Source organism: Pseudomonas sp. HD57-3 (assembly GCF_056113135.1).
Genome location: NZ_CM148568.1, coordinates 5,939,652 through 5,956,297, shown reverse-complemented (window position 1 = coordinate 5,956,297; position 16,646 = coordinate 5,939,652). Strand labels below are relative to the sequence as shown.

13 protein-coding genes are annotated in these 16,646 nt (G+C 62.1%); 6 read left to right on the top strand and 7 right to left on the bottom strand.

The features are described from left to right. Nucleotides 1–11: 11 nt before the first annotated feature. The 4 genes from dxs to AC0R79_RS27005 form a co-directional block, all read right to left on the bottom strand. Nucleotides 12–1,910: a 1-deoxy-D-xylulose-5-phosphate synthase gene (gene dxs, locus AC0R79_RS27020; protein WP_375747966.1), complete on the bottom strand. Its 1,899-nt coding sequence runs from the start codon at nucleotides 1,908–1,910 to the stop codon at nucleotides 12–14. Nucleotides 1,911–2,001: 91 nt separating this feature from the next. Then, nucleotides 2,002–2,889 (bottom strand): (2E,6E)-farnesyl diphosphate synthase, encoded by an 888-nt coding sequence (gene ispA / locus AC0R79_RS27015; protein WP_064599720.1) that lies wholly within the window; start codon nucleotides 2,887–2,889, stop codon nucleotides 2,002–2,004. Further along, entirely contained in the window at nucleotides 2,886–3,128 is a 243-nt protein-coding gene (locus AC0R79_RS27010; protein ID WP_007894317.1) for an exodeoxyribonuclease VII small subunit, read from the bottom strand. Before AC0R79_RS27010 ends, ispA begins: the two co-directional genes overlap by 4 nt. Before the next feature lie 79 nt (nucleotides 3,129–3,207). Continuing rightward, complete coding sequence (locus AC0R79_RS27005; protein WP_375747965.1) at nucleotides 3,208–4,353, bottom strand: Fic family protein; 1,146 nt, start codon at nucleotides 4,351–4,353, stop codon at nucleotides 3,208–3,210. Nucleotides 4,354–4,630: 277 nt separating this feature from the next. On the opposite strand from AC0R79_RS27005, the gene AC0R79_RS27000 reads away from it, so the two are divergent. From AC0R79_RS27000 to AC0R79_RS26975, 6 genes are read left to right on the top strand one after another with little or no spacing between them, the layout of a single operon-like run. After that, complete coding sequence (locus AC0R79_RS27000) at nucleotides 4,631–5,422, top strand: YfaP family protein (RefSeq protein WP_007955537.1); 792 nt, start codon at nucleotides 4,631–4,633, stop codon at nucleotides 5,420–5,422. A 35-nt stretch (nucleotides 5,423–5,457) separates the two neighbouring features. Further along, on the top strand, nucleotides 5,458–7,170 hold the full coding sequence (locus AC0R79_RS26995) for a DUF2138 domain-containing protein (RefSeq protein ID WP_474732481.1): 1,713 nt from the start codon (nucleotides 5,458–5,460) through the stop codon (nucleotides 7,168–7,170). After that, nucleotides 7,140–7,805, top strand: a complete 666-nt coding sequence (locus tag AC0R79_RS26990) for a DUF1175 domain-containing protein (protein WP_064382202.1) — start codon at nucleotides 7,140–7,142, stop codon at nucleotides 7,803–7,805. Before AC0R79_RS26995 ends, AC0R79_RS26990 begins: the two co-directional genes overlap by 31 nt. After that, nucleotides 7,802–12,367: an alpha-2-macroglobulin family protein gene (locus tag AC0R79_RS26985; RefSeq protein WP_474732479.1), complete on the top strand. Its 4,566-nt coding sequence runs from the start codon at nucleotides 7,802–7,804 to the stop codon at nucleotides 12,365–12,367. The genes AC0R79_RS26990 and AC0R79_RS26985 overlap by 4 nt, the downstream gene beginning before the upstream one ends. A gap of 1 nt (nucleotide 12,368) precedes the next feature. Next, nucleotides 12,369–13,988, top strand: coding sequence for a DUF2300 domain-containing protein (locus AC0R79_RS26980; protein ID WP_474732477.1), 1,620 nt, complete (start codon nucleotides 12,369–12,371; stop codon nucleotides 13,986–13,988). 2 nt (nucleotides 13,989–13,990) lie between these two features. Then, nucleotides 13,991–14,803 carry a YfaP family protein gene (locus tag AC0R79_RS26975; protein WP_085608781.1) on the top strand — a complete coding sequence of 271 codons (813 nt, stop codon included), beginning with the start codon at nucleotides 13,991–13,993 and terminating at the stop codon, nucleotides 14,801–14,803. A gap of 59 nt (nucleotides 14,804–14,862) precedes the next feature. Here the strand turns inward: AC0R79_RS26975 and AC0R79_RS26970 are convergent, their stop codons facing one another. From AC0R79_RS26970 to AC0R79_RS26960, 3 genes are all read right to left on the bottom strand, one after another. Next, a complete protein-coding gene (locus AC0R79_RS26970) occupies nucleotides 14,863–15,159 on the bottom strand; it encodes a type II toxin-antitoxin system RelE family toxin (RefSeq protein ID WP_474732475.1) in 297 nt (98 codons plus the stop codon). Then, on the bottom strand, nucleotides 15,149–15,388 hold the full coding sequence (locus tag AC0R79_RS26965; RefSeq protein WP_085608779.1) for a type II toxin-antitoxin system RelB/DinJ family antitoxin: 240 nt from the start codon (nucleotides 15,386–15,388) through the stop codon (nucleotides 15,149–15,151). The genes AC0R79_RS26970 and AC0R79_RS26965 overlap by 11 nt, the downstream gene beginning before the upstream one ends. A gap of 409 nt (nucleotides 15,389–15,797) precedes the next feature. Further along, nucleotides 15,798–16,538 carry a S24 family peptidase gene (locus AC0R79_RS26960; protein WP_474732472.1) on the bottom strand — a complete coding sequence of 247 codons (741 nt, stop codon included), beginning with the start codon at nucleotides 16,536–16,538 and terminating at the stop codon, nucleotides 15,798–15,800. Nucleotides 16,539–16,646 lie beyond the last annotated feature (108 nt).

The window sequence follows — 16,646 nt, the reverse complement described above, 5'->3', positions numbered from 1 at the left end:
TATCCAGCGAGTTAGCGGCTGAGCAATTCCAGGCGTTCACGCACCGCCGCTTCGATCCCCACTTCATCCAGCCCACACTCGGCCAGCATCTGCGCCGGTTTGGCGTGCTCGACGTAAACGTCCGGCAAGCCCAGGTGCAGCACCGACTTGAGGATGTTTTCGCGGGCGAGAAATTCGCTGACCGCGCCACCGGCGCCGCCCATGATCGCGTTCTCTTCGATGGTTACCAGCAGCTCGTGGCTGTTGGCGATCTCGCGCACCAGCGCTTCGTCCATCGGCTTGACGAAGCGCATGTCGACCACGGTCGCGTCCAGCGTCTCGGCGACCTTCAGGGCTTCGGCCATTTGCACGCCGAACACCAGCAGGGCGACCTTGCTGCCCTGACGGCGGACCACACCCTTGCCGATCTCGATCGGTTCGAGGTCTTTCTCGATGGCCGCGTTCGGGCCGGTGCCGCGCGGGTAACGCACCGCCGCCGGGCCGTTGTACAGGTGGCCGGTGGTGAGCATCTTGCGCAGTTCGTTTTCATCGCTCGGGGTCATGATGACCATGCCCGGGATGCAGCGCAGGAACGACAGGTCGAAGCTGCCGGCGTGGGTCGGGCCGTCTTCGCCCACCAGGCCGGCGCGGTCGATGGCGAACAACACGTCGAGGTTTTGTACTGCGACGTCATGCACCAACTGGTCATAACCGCGCTGCAGGAATGTCGAGTAGATCGCCACCACCGGTTTCGCGCCTTCGCAGGCCATGCCGGCGGCGAGAGTCACGGCGTGTTGCTCGGCAATCGCCACGTCGAAGTAGCGCAGCGGGAAGCGTTCGCTGAACGCCACCAGATCCGAGCCTTCCTTCATCGCCGGGGTAATGCCCACCAGACGCGGGTCGGCAGCGGCCATGTCGCACAGCCATTCACCGAACACGCCGGAATACTTCGGCCCGCCGGCCTTTTTCGGCGCAGCGGCCGGGGCGTCCAGCGGTTCGAGTTTGGTGATGGCGTGGTAACCGATCGGGTCGACTTCCGCCGGGGCGAAGCCTTTGCCTTTCTTGGTGACGATATGCAGGAATTGCGGGCCTTTCAGATCGCGCATGTTGCGCAGGGTGGCGATCAGGGTCGGCAGGTCGTGGCCGTCGATCGGGCCGATGTAGTTCCAGCCCAGTTCTTCGAACAGGGTGCCGGGAACCAGCATGCCTTTTGCGTATTCTTCGGTGCGACGGGCGATTTCCCAGGCGCCGGGCAGGCGCGACAGCACTTTCTTGCTGCCTTCACGCATGCTCGCGTAAGTGCGGCTGGAAAGAATCTTCGCCAGATAGTTCGACAGCCCGCCGACGTTGCGCGAGATCGACATGTCGTTGTCGTTGAGGATCACCAGCATGTTGGCGTCGACTTCCGGCGCGTGGTTCAGCGCCTCGAATGCCATGCCGGCGGTCAGTGCCCCGTCGCCGATCACCGCAATCGCCTTGCGATCACTGTTCTGCAGGCGGGCGGCGATAGCCATGCCCAGCGCGGCACTGATCGAGGTGCTGGAGTGGCCGACGCCGAAGGTGTCGTACTCGCTCTCGGAACGGCGCGGGAAAGCCGCGATGCCGTCCTTCTGGCGCAAGGATTCCATGCGCTCGCGACGACCGGTGAGGATCTTGTGCGGATAGGCCTGATGACCGACGTCCCACACCAGCCGGTCGTCCGGGGTGTCGAAGACGTAATGCAACGCGATGGTCAGCTCGATGACGCCCAGGCCGGCACCGAAATGCCCACCGGTCTGGCCGACCGTGTAGAGCAATTCCAGGCGCAACTCATCAGCCAGGGTTTCCAGCTCGGCTTCGCCTAACCGGCGCAGGCCGTCCGGCGTGTTCGCGCGGTCGAGCAGGGGCGTGGTCGGGCGCTTGCGGGGAATCTCATGAAACGTCGTGGGCATCAGGCGAATCGTTATAGGTATAAAAGATGCGGCAGTTTACCTGATGCATCGCCCCCTGCCCACGCGTTGGTCTTTTTTGGCTGATTAGCCTTCAGTTACGCCGATCGACGATATACCGGGCCAGATCGCGCAACGGCTCGGCAGCCGCGTCAAACGGTCGCAGCGCGTGCAGGGCCTGATCGCGCAGTTCCAGCGCGTAGGCCTTGGCCGCGTCGAGACCGAGCAGGGCCGGGTAGGTTGGCTTGTCGCGGGCGATGTCGGCGCCCTGGCGTTTGCCGAGGGTTTCGGTATCGCTTTCGACGTCGAGGATGTCGTCCTGGACCTGGAATGCCAGACCGATGGCCTGTGCATAAGTCTGCAGGGACTTGAGTTCATCCTTCTCGGCACGGCCGCTGGCCAGGGCGCCGAGCTTGACGCTGACTTCGATCAGCGCGCCGGTCTTGTGCCGGTGCATCTGTTCCAGCGCTTTCTGGTCGAGCTTGAGGCCGACCGAACCGAGGTCGATGGCCTGACCGCCGACCATGCCGGCCGGGCCCGCCGCGTGCGCCAGCGCCGTGACCTGTTGCAGGCGGATGTCCGCGCTCAGATCGCTCAGACGCGGGTCAAGCAGGGCGCTGAATGCCAGGCTCTGCAAGCCGTCGCCGGCCAGAATCGCGCAAGCTTCATCGAATTTCTTGTGAGTGGTCGGCTGGCCGCGACGCAGATCGTCGTCGTCCATCGCCGGCAAATCGTCGTGCACCAGCGAATACGCGTGGATCAGCTCAACCGCACACGCCGCGCCGTTGGCCTGTTCGGCCTTGCCGCCAAGGGCTTCGCATGCCGCGTAGGCCAGCAGCGGACGCACGCGTTTGCCGCCGTTCATCACGCTGTAGCGCATGGCTTCATAGAGACGCGCCAGTTCTGGCAGCGGGGCGTTGAACAGGGTTTCCAGTGCCGCGTTGACCCGCGCCTGGCTGGTGGCCGAATACGCTGCAATCATTCTGGCTGATCCGCGTCGAAGGGTTCCTCGGCGAGTTCGCCATCGCGCTCCAGCAACACCTGGACCTTCTGCTCGGCCTGGGCCAGCGCCGCCTGGCAGTCACGGGTCAGGCCGATGCCCTGCTCGAAAGCGGTCAGCGAGTCTTCCAGCGACAATTCACCGTTCTCCAGACGCTCCACCAGCGTTTGCAGGTCGGCGAGGGACTGTTCGAAATCCAGTGCAGCTTTTTTGCGGGCCATGGCGGCTAATTCCGGTTGACGTTAAACCGGCGCGACACTAGCAGATAGGGGGGGTATGGGCAAATGAGCGGGGCTTGGATCACTCTGCGGATTTGCCTGGAAAACTGATCTGATAGCGCGTGCTGCGCCCACCGCCGGGCAGGCGTTCGAGACAACCTTTTTCCAGCAGCTCCGCCAGATGTCGGGTCGCCGTCGCCTTGGAGACTTTTGCCACGGCCTGATACTGCGCCGCACTGATACCGTGCTCGAAACCACGCTCACCACCGTCGAGCAAGCGGTTGAGCACTTTGATCTGCTCCACTGACAGCTCGGATTCCCGGTGCGTTTGCCAGAAGCGTGACTTGCCCAGTACGCCTTCAATCCGCGCAATCGCCTGTTGCAGGCTGCGCAGCAGGGTTTGCAGGAACCATGCGAGCCAGTCGGTGATGTTCAGCGTGGCTTTCTGGCTGGATTCGAGAATCCGGTAATAGCCCGCACGATCATCGAGAATGCTGGCGGACATCGCATAAAAACGAATCGCCTGCGCTTCGCCTTGAGCCAATGCCAGATCGGTGAGGGTGCGAGTCAGGCGCCCGTTGCCGTCGTCTAACGGGTGCAAGGTGACGAACCAGAAGTGCGCGATGCCTGCCCGCAGTACAGGATCGAGGCCTGCCTGATGTTGACTGGCGTCGAACCACTTGAGAAAACTGTCCAGTTGTCGTTCAAGGCCCTGTCGCGGTGGCGCCTCGAAATGCACGGTCGGGCGGTCGATTCGCCCGGAAACCACCTGCATCGGCTCATCGCCGCGTAAAGCGCCGACATTGATCGCGCGTGAAAAGAAGCCGTTTTCCTGTTCCGGAAACAGCCACGAATGCCATTCCAGCAAACGCTCCTGCGTCAGCGGTTCGGCGAAGCGCCGGGTCGCATCAAGCATGAGCTGCGCCAGCCCCTCGCTGCGTTGACTGACTTTGTCGCCATCGGGTAATTCCAGCCCCAGACGTCGAGCCAATGAAGATCGCACCGATCCGACATTCAACTGCTCACCCTCGATGGCCGAGGAGGTCACGATGTTTTGCAGCAAAGCGTCCAGCTCTGTCTGCGCGCTCAGTGAATGGCTCACCGATCCCGCCATGCCCATCAATTGACCTTGTGCCTGAACACACTCGCGCAACAACGGTGCCAGGCGTTCCGCCTGCCAGTTGAAGTCGGGCCAATCAGGCTGTTGCCAGATCCAGTGAGTCGCCATTGATTGCTGATCCTGAGTGCGTGAGCCGATTGGAAACGCTATTCGGCTCATTTCGTGAGCCGAATATGACGCCTATTCGGCTCATCGTCCACTGGACGCCGTGATTCCCACCGCAAATCGACATGTATCCGATTGTTAAAAAACTGCCGAATCGCTAACCTTCGCGCCTTCTACGACCCGACAGTCACGGGTCTTTCAGACGAAACGCAGTATCGCCCACTGTGAAGCGCCGAGGATCGGGTGCAAGGTTTCGTTCAGGCATGGCAGGAGGCATCACATGCGTTCACTTCTTTTGCTGCTGATCGGCCTGGCCTGCGTGCCGGCGCTGTCGGCTGCACCGAGTGCCGAGATGTCGGAACCGGTGGGCGGCTGGCGCTATCACGGGTTGCTCGATCGCACGGAAAACCCGCAAGTCGCTTATCCCACGCCGCCGATTGATCGCGGCATCCAGCGCAATCGCACGATGATCGAGGGGCAGCTCAAGGCCATCGGGCATCTGCGCCCGCCGCACAGTCTGGCGGTGAATGGCAATCCACTGAATCTGTACACCGACGACCAGGGCCGTTTCGCCCGGCCGTATGCGTTTGGCGCCGGTTCCAACAGCGTCGAGGTGATCAGCGCCGACGGCCAGTCGCTCAAGCGCGTTCAATTCTACGAAGCCAACAATTTGCGCACGCCGGCGCGGATTCGCGTGGTGCTCGGTTGGGACGACCCTAAAGCCGAACTCGACCTGCACGTCATTACGCCTGACGGCCAGCACGCCTTCTGGGCGCGTCCGGCGATGAGCAACGGCGGCGGCCTCGATCCGGACGGCGTCGATGGCCCCGGCCCGGAAATGTTCACCATGACTGCGCCGCTGCACGGCACCTATCTGGTTTACGTCAACTATTGGGGCAACTTCGGTAACGGCGGCTATAACTTCGAGGAGACCAGCAACCAGAACGAGGTCATCACCTCGCAGATCACGCTGGTGCTCAACGAAAACACCGTCGACGAAAAACGCGAAACGTTCATCGTGCCCCTGCGGGCCATCGGTGATCTGCTGCTGGTCAAGACTTTCAACTATTAAGCATCCCGCCACGGATGAACTCGGGTTCTGGAAAGATGAGCGATAACACTGCTACACCGGCCGCCGTAACACCTGCGGGCAAACCTTCCCGGCGCTGGCCGTTGCTGGCGGTCGGGCTGTGCCTGGTGGCCGGCGTGGCGGGCGGGCTCGGCTGGCTGATGCACAAACCGAAGGCGCCGCCGGCGGAATTGGCCAGCGACAAGCTCGGCCTCAGCCGCCCGGACGCGCTGCTGGAAACCCGCTCCCTGAGCCAGTTGCCCAAGGACCTGCTGACGGTGCCGTTCCTCAAGGCCACGCTCACCGAGGATTTCGTCTTCTATTACGAAACCCACGCCGACCGTCTCGGCTTGATCGGCAGTCTGCGGCGGATCATCTACGAGCATGACCTGAAGCTGCAGGACAGCCTGATCGAGCAACTCTTCGATCAACCGGCAGACGTGGCGCTGTGGCGCGGCGCCGACGGTCGCTTGAAGGATTTCCTGCTGGTAATGGATCGCGGCGGGCTGGCTAAAGTGCTGGAGCCGCTGGCGAAAGTCGCGCTGGATGATTCGCAACTGAGCGTGTTCAGCACCCTGAAGGTCGGCGGCGATGAAGTGCCGCTGTATCAACTGACCTACAACGCCGGCAAATCCCTGCTGTTCGCCTCCCGTGGCGACAAACTGGTAGTGCTGTCCAACCCGACCAAATTCTACGATCCGGAAAGTGGCGCTTCCGAAGAGTCCGGCCACGTCTCGCCGCAAGCCCTCGCTGCGCTGCTCAACGGCGAAAAGCTGTTCCCCGAAGCGTTCGGGCTCTCGGCCAAGACACCTGAAACCAAACAGCGCCTGTCGGTCAATTCCAGTGTCCTGGCCATGGGTTACCAGCGCTTCATTCCGAACTTCGCTGGCCTGCGTTTCGACATGGATGACAAGGGCTGGCACAGCTATCTCGCCATGGACGAACTGGAAAACCAACCGGACTTCGATTTCAAACCGGTGTGGCAAGCCATGCCGCTGGGCGCCAGTGCCTGCGTGACCTTGCCGGTGGCGGCCGAGCCGCAGAAACCGCTGCTGGTGAAACTCGGCGCCGAAGAAGCCGTGGCGCAGAAACTCACCGAGCACGTGGCCGGCGCGGCAGGTCTGTGCTGGTACGCCGATTCGCGGCTGTACACGCCGTTGCTGGTGGCCAGTCTGAACGACGAAGACAACGGCAAGCTCGACGCGGATATCGGCACGTTGTTCGATTCGATGGTCGGCGCCTACGAAGGCAAAGTCGACGAGCACGCGTTCCCGGTGGTCGAGAAACAGGAAGGTCAGAGCCACCTCTGGCAGCGTCAGGTCAGCTCCAACTTCGGCCCGTACGCGGCCAAGGATGCCGAGAACCCGGACGCGATCACCGGCCGTGCTTTCATGAAAGTCAGCCTGGCGCGTCACGGTTCGACGCTGCTGTTTTCCCTCGACGACAAACTGGTCGACAAGGCCCTCGGCACCCTCGACAAGCGCTTCCCGCCGATGGCCGATGTGCTGCCGAAAGACGTGCTGATGCCGATCTACTTCGGCCCGGATTCGATGGCACAGCTGATCCAGCAAGAAACCCTCGACAGCCTGCCGCAGGACATGGAGCCGGTGTTCTACAACGCCGCGCAGACCTACCTGATCCCGAAACTGCGCACTCTCGGCGGCATGGGCAAATACGCCCTGACCCTGCCCGAAGGCAGCGAGCCTGACGGTCACTGGCAATGGCTGCCGCTGGAGTGGAAAGCGCTGTGACCGGACTGATTCGCAGCCTTGGCCTTCTGGCGCTGTTGCTCAGCGCCGGTGCCCGAGCCGTTGAGGCGCCGGCCCTCGATCCGCAGCAATCCCAGGTGTTTCGCGCCTGGTTCGTGCGCATCGCCCAGGAACAATTGAGCAAAGGCCCAAGCCCACGCTGGTATCAGCAGGACTGCGCGGGGCTGGTGCGCTTCGCCGCCAACGAAGCGCTGAAAGTCCACGACGATAAATGGCTGCGCAGCAATGGCGTGTCCAACCGCTACCTGCCGCCGGAGCTGGACCTGAGCGCCGATCAGCGCAAGCTCGCCCAGCAATGGCAGCAGGGCGGCGGCAAGGTCGGGCCCTACGTCAACGCGATCAAACTGATTCAGTTCAACAGCCATCTGATCGGCCGCGACGTGTCCCAGGCACGGCCCGGCGATCTGATGTTTTTCGATCAGGGCGACGACCAGCACCTGATGATCTGGATGGGCCGCTACATCGCCTATCACACCGGCACGACCACCCCAACCGACAACGGCATGCGTTCGGCAAGCCTGCAGCAACTCATGACATGGAAGGACACCCGATGGATACCCGACGCAGCCAACCCCAACTTCATCGGCGTCTATCGACTGAACTTTCTCTCCCAATGACCGGTGCCCGCATGCTGCGTTTACTGCCTTTTCTGTTGCTGTTAGCCCTGCCGTTTTCGGCCGTGAATGCCGAAGACACCGTGGAGCCAAGCGGCTATACGCCGGTGTCCGGTGAGAGCTTTTTCCTGCTGGCCGACAGCAGTTTCGCCGCTGACGAACAGGCGGTGGTGCGCCTCGAAGCACCGGGTCGCGACTATCGCCGTTTCCGCATGGAACCCTACGGCGGCGCCGATATCCGCGTGTACAAGATCGACAAGCCGCTGGACTTCCTCAAGCGCCAGAAGAACCTGCACCGCGTGGTCAGCGACGGCCAGTTCAAGGGTGAAGGCCTGTCGAACACCCTCGCGTACCTGTGGGACAACTGGTACCGCAAATCCCGTCGGGTGATGCAGCGTGCGTTCTCCTACGAGTCGCGTCAGCAAGTCACCGAGGAAGTGCCGGAGCTGAAGATGGGCAACGCCATCGCCGCGCCGACGCCGTACGACGCGCAACCGCAGTTCGCCCTGATTCCGGGTCTGCCGGTGGTCAGCCAGTTCCGCTATCCGCTGTGGCAGGCCAAACCGATCCAGCCACCGACAGGCGTCAATCTGGCCGGGTCTTCCAGCGAGTTCGTCAGCGTCGCGCCGGGTAACGTCTACATCCCGCTGGGCAATCTGAAACCGGGCCTCTATCTGGTCGAAGCGCTGATCGGCAAGTACCGCGCAACCACCATGGTGTTCGTTTCCAACACCGTGGCGGTGAGCAAGATTGCCGGTGATGAATTGCTGGTGTGGGCCGCGCGCAAACACGAAGGCAGCTCGGTGCCGAAGGTCAATGTGCTGTGGACCGACGGCCTCGGCGTGATGAGCAGCGGCGCCACCGACACCGATGGTCTGCTGCGCCTCAAACACGTCAGCCCGGAGCGTTCGTTCGTGATTGGCGAGGACGAAGAGGGTGGCGTATTCGTCTCGGAAAACTTCTATTACGACAGCGAAATCTACGACACCAAACTCTACGCCTTCACCGACCGGCCGCTGTATCGGCCGGGCGATTGGGTGTCGCTGAAAATCGTCGGCCGTGAATTCAAGAACGCGCGGGATTCGGTATTGCCGGGCGCGGCGGACGTCAATGTCAGCGTGCTCGATGCTACCGGCACCGAGTTGCAGCGGCTCGATCTCAAACTCGATTCCAAGGCTGGCACCCAGGGCCGTTTCCAGTTGCCGGACAACGCCGTGGCCGGGGGTTACGAGCTGCGTTTCAACTACAAGGATCAGGCCTACAGCAGCGCGTTCCGTGTGGCGGAGTACATCAAGCCGCACTTCGAAATCTCGCTGAATCTGGCCAAGCAGGATTACCGCACCGGCGAACCGGTGAAGGGCAGCCTGGTGCTGCTTTACCCGGACGGCAAACCGGTGGCCAACGCCAAACTGACCCTGAGCCTGCGCGCCCAGCAACTGTCGATGGTCGACAACGAGCTGCAATACCTCGGGCAATTCCCGGTGGAGCTGACCAGCACCGAACTGACTACCGACAGCAAGGGCAACGCGACCCTCGACCTGCCGGCCGCCGACAAACCGAGCCGCTACATGCTCACCGTGTTTGCCAGCGATGGCGCAGCGTATCGGGTCAAAACCACCAAGGAAATCCTCATCGACCGCGGTGCCGCCAGCTTCCGCCTGACTGCGCCGCAGCGCTTCAGCGCGGTCGGTGACAAGGTCGCGTTCAGCTACGCCAACGAGGGCGGCAGCCAACAGGCCCAGGCCGTTGTGCCGAGCAGCTACAGCTGGGTGCGTCTGGAAGACCAGACCACCGGCGAAGGCAAACTGGCGGCGAAAGACAAAGGCTTCAGCGTGGCGTTCGATCGCCCGGGCACCTACAACCTGTCGCTGAAAGATCAACACGGCCGGGTGCTCGGTGCGACCGGTCATTCGGTCACCGGCGACGGCGTCAAGGCAGTGCCGGGCACTGTGGAAATCGTCCTCGACAAACCCGAGTACAAGGCCGGCGACGAAGCGCTGGCGCTGATCACTTTTCCGGAGCCTGTCAGCGATGCGCTGCTGTCGCTGGAGCGCGACAAGGTCGAGGCCACCGCGCTGCTGGCCAAGGGCGGCGACTGGTTGAAACTGGAAAAACTCAGCGAAACCCAATACCGCGCACGTATCCCGGTGAAGGACAACTTCGCACCGAACCTGACGTTCTCGGTGCTGTACACCAAGGGCGGTCAGTACAGCTTCCAGAACGCCGGGATAAAGGTTGTTGCGCCGCAGATCGACGTGGCGATCAAGACTGACAAAGAGACCTATCAGCCGGGCGATACCGTGACAGTCGACCTGACCACCCAGTTCGCCGGCAAGGCTGTGCCGGCGCACCTGACGGTCAGCGTCGTGGATGAAATGGTCTACGCGCTGCAACCGGAAGTTGCGCCGACCATCGACCAGTTCTTCTATCACCCGCGCCGCAACAACGTGCGCACCAGCGCCAGCCTGTCGTTCATCAGCTACGACGTGGCGCTGCCGGGCAGCCCGAGCGCACCGGGCAAGGCCAACCGCAGCGAACGCGGGGTGAAAGTGCTGGAGCGGCCGCGCCGCGAAGACGTCGACACCGCTGCATGGCAACCGGAATTGCTGACCGATGCCGACGGTAAAACCCGTTTCACGTTCAAGATGCCGGACTCGCTGACCCGCTGGCGCATCACCGCGCGGGCGATTGCCGATGACGGTCAGGTCGGGCAGAAGAAGCAATTCGTCCGTTCGGAAAAACCGCTGTACCTGAAGTGGAGCGGGCCGAGCAAATTCCGCAAGGGCGATCAGCCGCAACTCGGCGTGTTCGCGTTCAGCCAGGCCGAGAAACCGGTCAAGGCTGAATTGGTGACGCACTACGCCGGCGCCGAACAACGCCTGCCGGTGACCCTCAATAACGGCATCAACTACCTGCCGCTGCCGGCCTTCGCATTGGCCACCGGCGAATGGACCGCCGAACTGGTGCAGGACGGCAAGACCGCCGATGCCCTCGCTGTGCGCCTGACCGCGACTGGCGAAGGCTGGCAAGTGACACAGACCCAGAGCCTCGACGTGGCCAGCGGCGACACGCCGTTGAGCCTGCCGGCAGATGCCACCGACATTCGCCTGCGTCTGGATGACAGCCCGCAAGCGCTGTTCCGTTCGGCCCTCGACGATCTGCTCAGCTATCCGTACGGCGGCGTCGAACAGACCGCCAGCCGTTTGCTGCCGCTGAGCATCGCTTATCCGTCGCTGGCGTCGAGCCCGCAGATTCGCGACCGCTTGCGCCTGATCATGCAGAACAGCCGTCTGCGCCTGGTGCAAATGGCCGGCCCGTCGGCGAGCTTCACCTGGTGGGGCTTTGATGGTGAGCCGGATGCGTTCCTCACCGCTTACGCCTACTACGCCGACTGGAACGCCAGTCAGGTGCTCGATCTGACCTTGCCGCCGGAGCACTGGCAGCGGGTGCTGGAGGTCTACGCCAAGCAGGCGCCGAACACACCTTTGCTGCAACGGGCGCTGATTCTGTCGTTTGCCAAGCAGATGCATTTGCCGGTCAACACGCTGCTCAGCGGTTTGCTGGAGGATCTGGCCAAGGCCGGAGAAGGCAATGCCGAAACCCTGATGGACGACGGCGAAGACAGTCTGGTGATGAGCGATCCGGATTCGGCGCTCGGTCTGGCGGCGGCGCGGGTCTTGACCGCATCGCTGGCGACCCAGTCGAAAGTTGCTTTGCCGGACGCGTTCAATCGTCAGTTGGGCGCAGCGCAACAGCGCTTGTCCGTCAGTTCGCAGCCGTTTGCCGAAGCGCTGAACCTGTCGCTGCAACCGTTCGATCAGGCTCGCGCGACAGCGTTGTTGCAACGTCTGTTGCCACAGCAATCGACCCTTGAACGTGCGCTTGCGCTGACCTGGCTGCAACGCAGCATCGCCCAGGCGTCGCCGACCATCGCGCTGGCACCGGGCGAAGGCTGGAAGAAAAACTATGGCGCGACCGGCGAGATGTACTGGACGTGGCAGGGTGCTACGCCGGTGCCGAGCGTGTTGACGGTGGCGGGCACTCAGGAGCGTCCGTTGCGTGCCGCGCTGAGCTTCCAGACCCAACAACCGGCGGTCGATCCGATGGCGGTGACCATCACTCGTCGCCTGTCGCGCCTGGTGCCGGGTGACGAAGCCTTTACCTTCAAACTGGAGCCGGTCGGCACCAAGCCGTTGTCCAGCGACAGCCTGTATCTGGACGAGGTGATCATCACCAGCAAGGCACCAAAACCGCTGCGCTACGGCATGCTCGAAGTACCGCTGCCGCCGGGTGCGGATGTCGAGCGCACCACGTGGGGCATCAAGTTGCAGGGCAAGGACGGCACCGAACCGACTGCGCTGGAAAAAGCACGGTTCGAACCGGGCCAACTGGCCTACGCGGTGCCGGTGGATGCGTTGAGCGGTGAATTGCGTCTGCGGCATCTGGTGCGCTTCTCGCAGAAGGGCCAGTTCAACCTGCCGCCGGTGCGTTTCACTCAGGTCTACGCGCCGCAGCATCAGGCCCGCGAAGCGAAAGCGGCCCTCGGTCAGGTCACGGTCAACTGACATGACCCGGCCGCTGGTCTGGCTGCTGATGTGTGTGATTCCTGCGCTGGCGACGGCGCAGGATGAACCGTTGCGCGTGGCCTACAAGGGCGAATTGCTGTCGCTGAACACCACGCAACTGACCGCCCGCGAGCCATTGCCTTCGTCGCTTGATACGCCGCTGGGTAGTTTGTGGAAGGTGTTCGTCTACGCGTGGCTGGTGGATACCGGCGCGCAGGAACCGGCTTATGAATGTCGCGGGCAGACGAAGGAAGAAGTCTATTGCTGCACGGCGGGCGGGAAGATTGAGCGTGATCAGGCGCTGGTGAAATCCTGCGGGTTGTATTTCGAGCCGGCGCGGTTGGGCATAGCCGCTGGCGATTGGAGAACCTATTGGCAGGCGCGACAGGCGCCGTCGTGGTTGCTGGATTTGCCATCGGTGCAACCGGCTACTCGGGTTTCCGTGGCTGACCTGCTGAAGGTTTTGTCTCTGCTGCCGGCTCAGGGTCAGATGCGCCGTGTGCTGCTCGACGTGGTGCTGAATGCGGCGGACGGCAATGTCGTCGGTGAACTCGGCGGGCGCTTGCGGGTGAAAACCTGGAGCTGGCTCGGCGATCAGGACCCGCAATCACGTCAGGGCGGGTTCGCTGGGTGGACGGCGGATGGCTCGCCGATCTGGGCCGGTGGCCGGGGCACCAGTCAGATGGTTTTGCGGCATTACGGTGCTGCGTTGGCGACAGTGTTGCCTGCTTCCTGGCCGGCGGAAGCGGGGCGTTGTGTTGAGGTGGGATTGTTCTCACGTTATCCGGTTTCGCGAGTGCTGTCGGGTGAGCGCGTTGCTGGCTCCGGCCCGTTGCAGGGCGATTACCGCGTGGAATTCGCCAACGGCAATGCGCTGGATATCCACAGCGACGGCGAGCTGTTTCTGCTCAACGACAAACTGGTCGCCCGGCTGGATCGCGAGGAGTACGTCGCCCGTGTGCTGGAGCGTGAAGCCAAACCCGAACCGGCCGAAGCCGCCAAAGCGTTGGCCGTGGCGATCCGCACGTATCTGCTGCAGAACGCCACACGTAACGGCGAATGTTTGAGCATCGACGACAGCAGCACCCGCCAACGGGTCGCCCCGCGTCCGGCCTCCGCCGAATCCCGCAACATAGCGGCGTGGACGGCGGATCTGGTGTTGGCCGGCAGCACCGTCACCTATCACTCCGATCAACCCGGCCCGGACAAGCTCGCCTGGCAGCAGGCCGTCGAACAAGCCAATGCCGGCCAGCGTTACGACGCGATTCTGCTGCACGCTTACCCGCGCGCCAGCCTCAGCCGTTGGGACAACCCGGTGGCGTCCTGCGAAGCGCTGCCCGCCGCGCAGGACTGGCTGCAAAAACAACGTCGCGGCTGGCGTCCGAGGCTGGAAAGCGAAACCGGCTACAACGAAGTCAGCACTTTCGCCGTCTGCAAGCTCGCCTTCGGCCGCCCCTTCGTCGACCGCGAACGCCAGCGCATCTACGTGCGCGGCGTGCTGTCCTTGCAGGACCGCCTCGACCTGACTCACGAATACCTGCACCTGGCCTTTGAAGCACATCCCAACGGCCAGGATGAAACCTATATCGAAGGGCTCGCCCGTCACCTTTTGCTGGAATAGACATGACACTCCGTTATCCACAGGTCTTGCTGTTGCTCTGCGTCTTTGCCGGTGTTTCGCCAGTGATAGCCGCTGACGGCGTCAAACTCGACACCCCGGTCGGCGGCTGGCGCAGCGGCGCGCCTGAAGGCGAGGGCGAAAGCTTCCGCCAGACCGTCAACTACCCGGCCTCCTCGGTAAACACTCCGCTCGGCCAGGCCAACACCGCCCGCATCAGCGGCGAAATCAAAGCCACACCGAAAAACAAAGAGCCCGGCCGCCTGATCGTCAACGGCGTCAGCATGCCGCTGAAAATCGACGACAGCGGTCGTTTCGATCGCCCTTTCTCGTTCCCCAACGGCAGCAACAGCGTCGAAGTCCGCAGCCCGGACGGCCAGCAACGGCACCGCACGCAGTTTCTCAACACCAGCGGCGGCGCTACTCCGGCGAAACTGCGGGTGTTGCTGGCGTGGGACAGTGATGGCACCGACCTCGACCTGCACCTGATCACACCCGACGGCGCGCACATCTGGTACGGCGACCGCGTCGCGCCCAATGGCGCTGCTCTGGATGTCGACGTGACCACCGGTTACGGCCCGGAAATCTTCGCCATGCCTGCACCGATCAAGGGGCAGTATCTGGTGTATGTGAACTACTTCGGCGGTGGTTATCGCGGGGATGATGAGGGTGGGGAAGAGGCGGTGCAGCCGTTGACTACCGCGCAGGTGACGGTGATTACCGAGGAGGGGACGCCTAGCGAGAAGATGGAGACGTTCCTGGTGCCGATGCGGGCGGTGGGGGAGTTGACGTTGGTGAAGTCGTTTAGTTATCCGTGACGGTAATCGGGCAGCAGGTTGCTGCCCAATTTCAGAATCGATCCTGATGATTAACTGGCTCAGGGTTGGGACGACAATCGATCCAGTGCAGCGTCATAAGCCGCCTCTCGCTCTCTCTTTCCGATAGCGACTACGAACACCACAATTTCGTGATCAATCACCTGATAAATCAGGCGATACCCAGCGCTTTTCAGCTTCACCTTGTAACAATCTGGCAGCTCGCGAAGCTTGTTGGCTTCTATGCGAGGGTTTTCGAGAACCTCGGAGAGTTTCTTTTTGAACTGCTCGCGAATCGTATCGCCCAGCTTGTTCCATTCCTTCAATGCACGACGATCAAACTCGAGGTTATAGGTCATCCAGGCTTACCTTGACTCGCTGAGGAGCGGCAAGGCGTTCAGTGACCACGGCGATAAGCGCTTCATCCTCTTCACTGAGCAATGCCGCTTTGAAGGGCAATTTGCCTCGGTCCGCGACGTATTGAAGCGTTTGGCGCAGAAGCTCTGAGGGCGAAAGCCCCAGCTTTTCCAGCTCTGCGAAGGCGCGTTTTTTCAGTTCGTCGTCGATCCGAATATTGATGGATGCCATGATGGATTACCTGTAATGACGTTTGTCTTTACGTTACAAGCCTGTTTGTTATCCGGCAAGCGGCGGTTCAGATTTCGGACGGTAGGTTTGGCTTTTTGGCAGGCATTAAAAAGCCGGCTTGTGGCCGGCTTCTCGGGGACTGGCTTGGTTTATTTTTGGTAAACCGCGCCAGCCTTCAAAACGTACATCCGGATCTTGCGTCCGGCTGTGGGACTTGGTCAGACAGTGGTCTGCCGCGTCAGGCGTCATCTGGGCCGCTTGGCGGGTCGATGCGCGAATGTGGGGCGCAGGATACTGAGTTTTGTTGGGGATTCCCAGTGCGAAGTGCGGGATAGAGCGTTCAATCCGGGAAAAATCCCGAATTTGTACCGACTATCCGGGCCGGTTGCCCCTCACGACATAAGCTGGCTCAGAGAAACGGCACCACCGGCCGGCGCTTGCCCAGTGTCGACCACCAGAACACCCACCCCAATACATGAATCCGCTGCTCTTCAATTTGCGAGGCCCGGAAGATCTCGTCCGGGTATTCCGCGCTGTTGTGGCTGCGCAGGCGCAGGGCGTTGCCGGGCATGCGGTGCAGGTATTTGATGCGCAGCATGCCGTCGTGTTCGATGGCGTAGATTTCGCCGTCCACCACCTGGGTGAGGCCGCGGTCGATGGCGAGGGTGGAGCCGTCTTCGATTTTCTCGGCCATGCTGTTGCCGATCATGTGGGTGCAGATGGCGTCGGTGTGGCGGATTTCCAGTGTTTCGAGGTGGCTGCGGGGCAGGCGGATGGTTTGTTCCGGGTCCTTGATGACGTGGGTCTTGCCGGAGCCGGGAGCGGTCGGGGTTTCCTTGTAGAGGGGCAATTCGATGTCGTTGGTTTCGAGCACCGTGTAGACGCCGCGAATGGCATGGGCATCGAGGATGTCGCCCGAGTCCGTGTGCAGGTGCGGGGCGTCTTTCGGGCCTTCGCCGGTCTTCAGCCATTGGCTGTTGACGGACAGCAGGCGCGCAACTTCTTCCATGCGGTACGCGGGTACGCCCCGGGTGTACCAGTTATGAACGTTTTGGGCTTCCGTGCCCCAGAACTTTGCGAATCCCGTGGTGGTGATGTTCGCAGCTTCCAGGAGTGCCTTGAATCTTGGACCGCTAGTGTTCTTTCTCATAAACACGAGTCTACGGCCGGCCTAGAGCGGTTTGAATAAACCTTGCGTTCAAAATCAGGGCAAATTTTGCGACGGGATGTAAGACGCCCTTGTGGGAAATTACACACG

Coding starts and splice junctions, on each gene's coding strand:
- AC0R79_RS27010 (WP_007894317.1), bottom strand. CDS start 3,128: ATGGCCCGCAAAAAAGCTGCACTGGATTTCGAACAGTCCCTCGCCGAC.
- AC0R79_RS27000 (WP_007955537.1), top strand. CDS start 4,631: ATGCGTTCACTTCTTTTGCTGCTGATCGGCCTGGCCTGCGTGCCGGCG.
- AC0R79_RS26960 (WP_474732472.1), bottom strand. CDS start 16,538: ATGAGAAAGAACACTAGCGGTCCAAGATTCAAGGCACTCCTGGAAGCT.
- AC0R79_RS26975 (WP_085608781.1), top strand. CDS start 13,991: ATGACACTCCGTTATCCACAGGTCTTGCTGTTGCTCTGCGTCTTTGCC.
- AC0R79_RS27005 (WP_375747965.1), bottom strand. CDS start 4,353: ATGGCGACTCACTGGATCTGGCAACAGCCTGATTGGCCCGACTTCAAC.
- AC0R79_RS26970 (WP_474732475.1), bottom strand. CDS start 15,159: ATGACCTATAACCTCGAGTTTGATCGTCGTGCATTGAAGGAATGGAAC.
- ispA (WP_064599720.1), bottom strand. CDS start 2,889: ATGATTGCAGCGTATTCGGCCACCAGCCAGGCGCGGGTCAACGCGGCA.
- AC0R79_RS26985 (WP_474732479.1), top strand. CDS start 7,802: ATGACCGGTGCCCGCATGCTGCGTTTACTGCCTTTTCTGTTGCTGTTA.
- AC0R79_RS26980 (WP_474732477.1), top strand. CDS start 12,369: ATGACCCGGCCGCTGGTCTGGCTGCTGATGTGTGTGATTCCTGCGCTG.
- AC0R79_RS26965 (WP_085608779.1), bottom strand. CDS start 15,388: ATGGCATCCATCAATATTCGGATCGACGACGAACTGAAAAAACGCGCC.
- AC0R79_RS26995 (WP_474732481.1), top strand. CDS start 5,458: ATGAGCGATAACACTGCTACACCGGCCGCCGTAACACCTGCGGGCAAA.
- AC0R79_RS26990 (WP_064382202.1), top strand. CDS start 7,140: ATGGCTGCCGCTGGAGTGGAAAGCGCTGTGACCGGACTGATTCGCAGC.
- dxs (WP_375747966.1), bottom strand. CDS start 1,910: ATGCCCACGACGTTTCATGAGATTCCCCGCAAGCGCCCGACCACGCCC.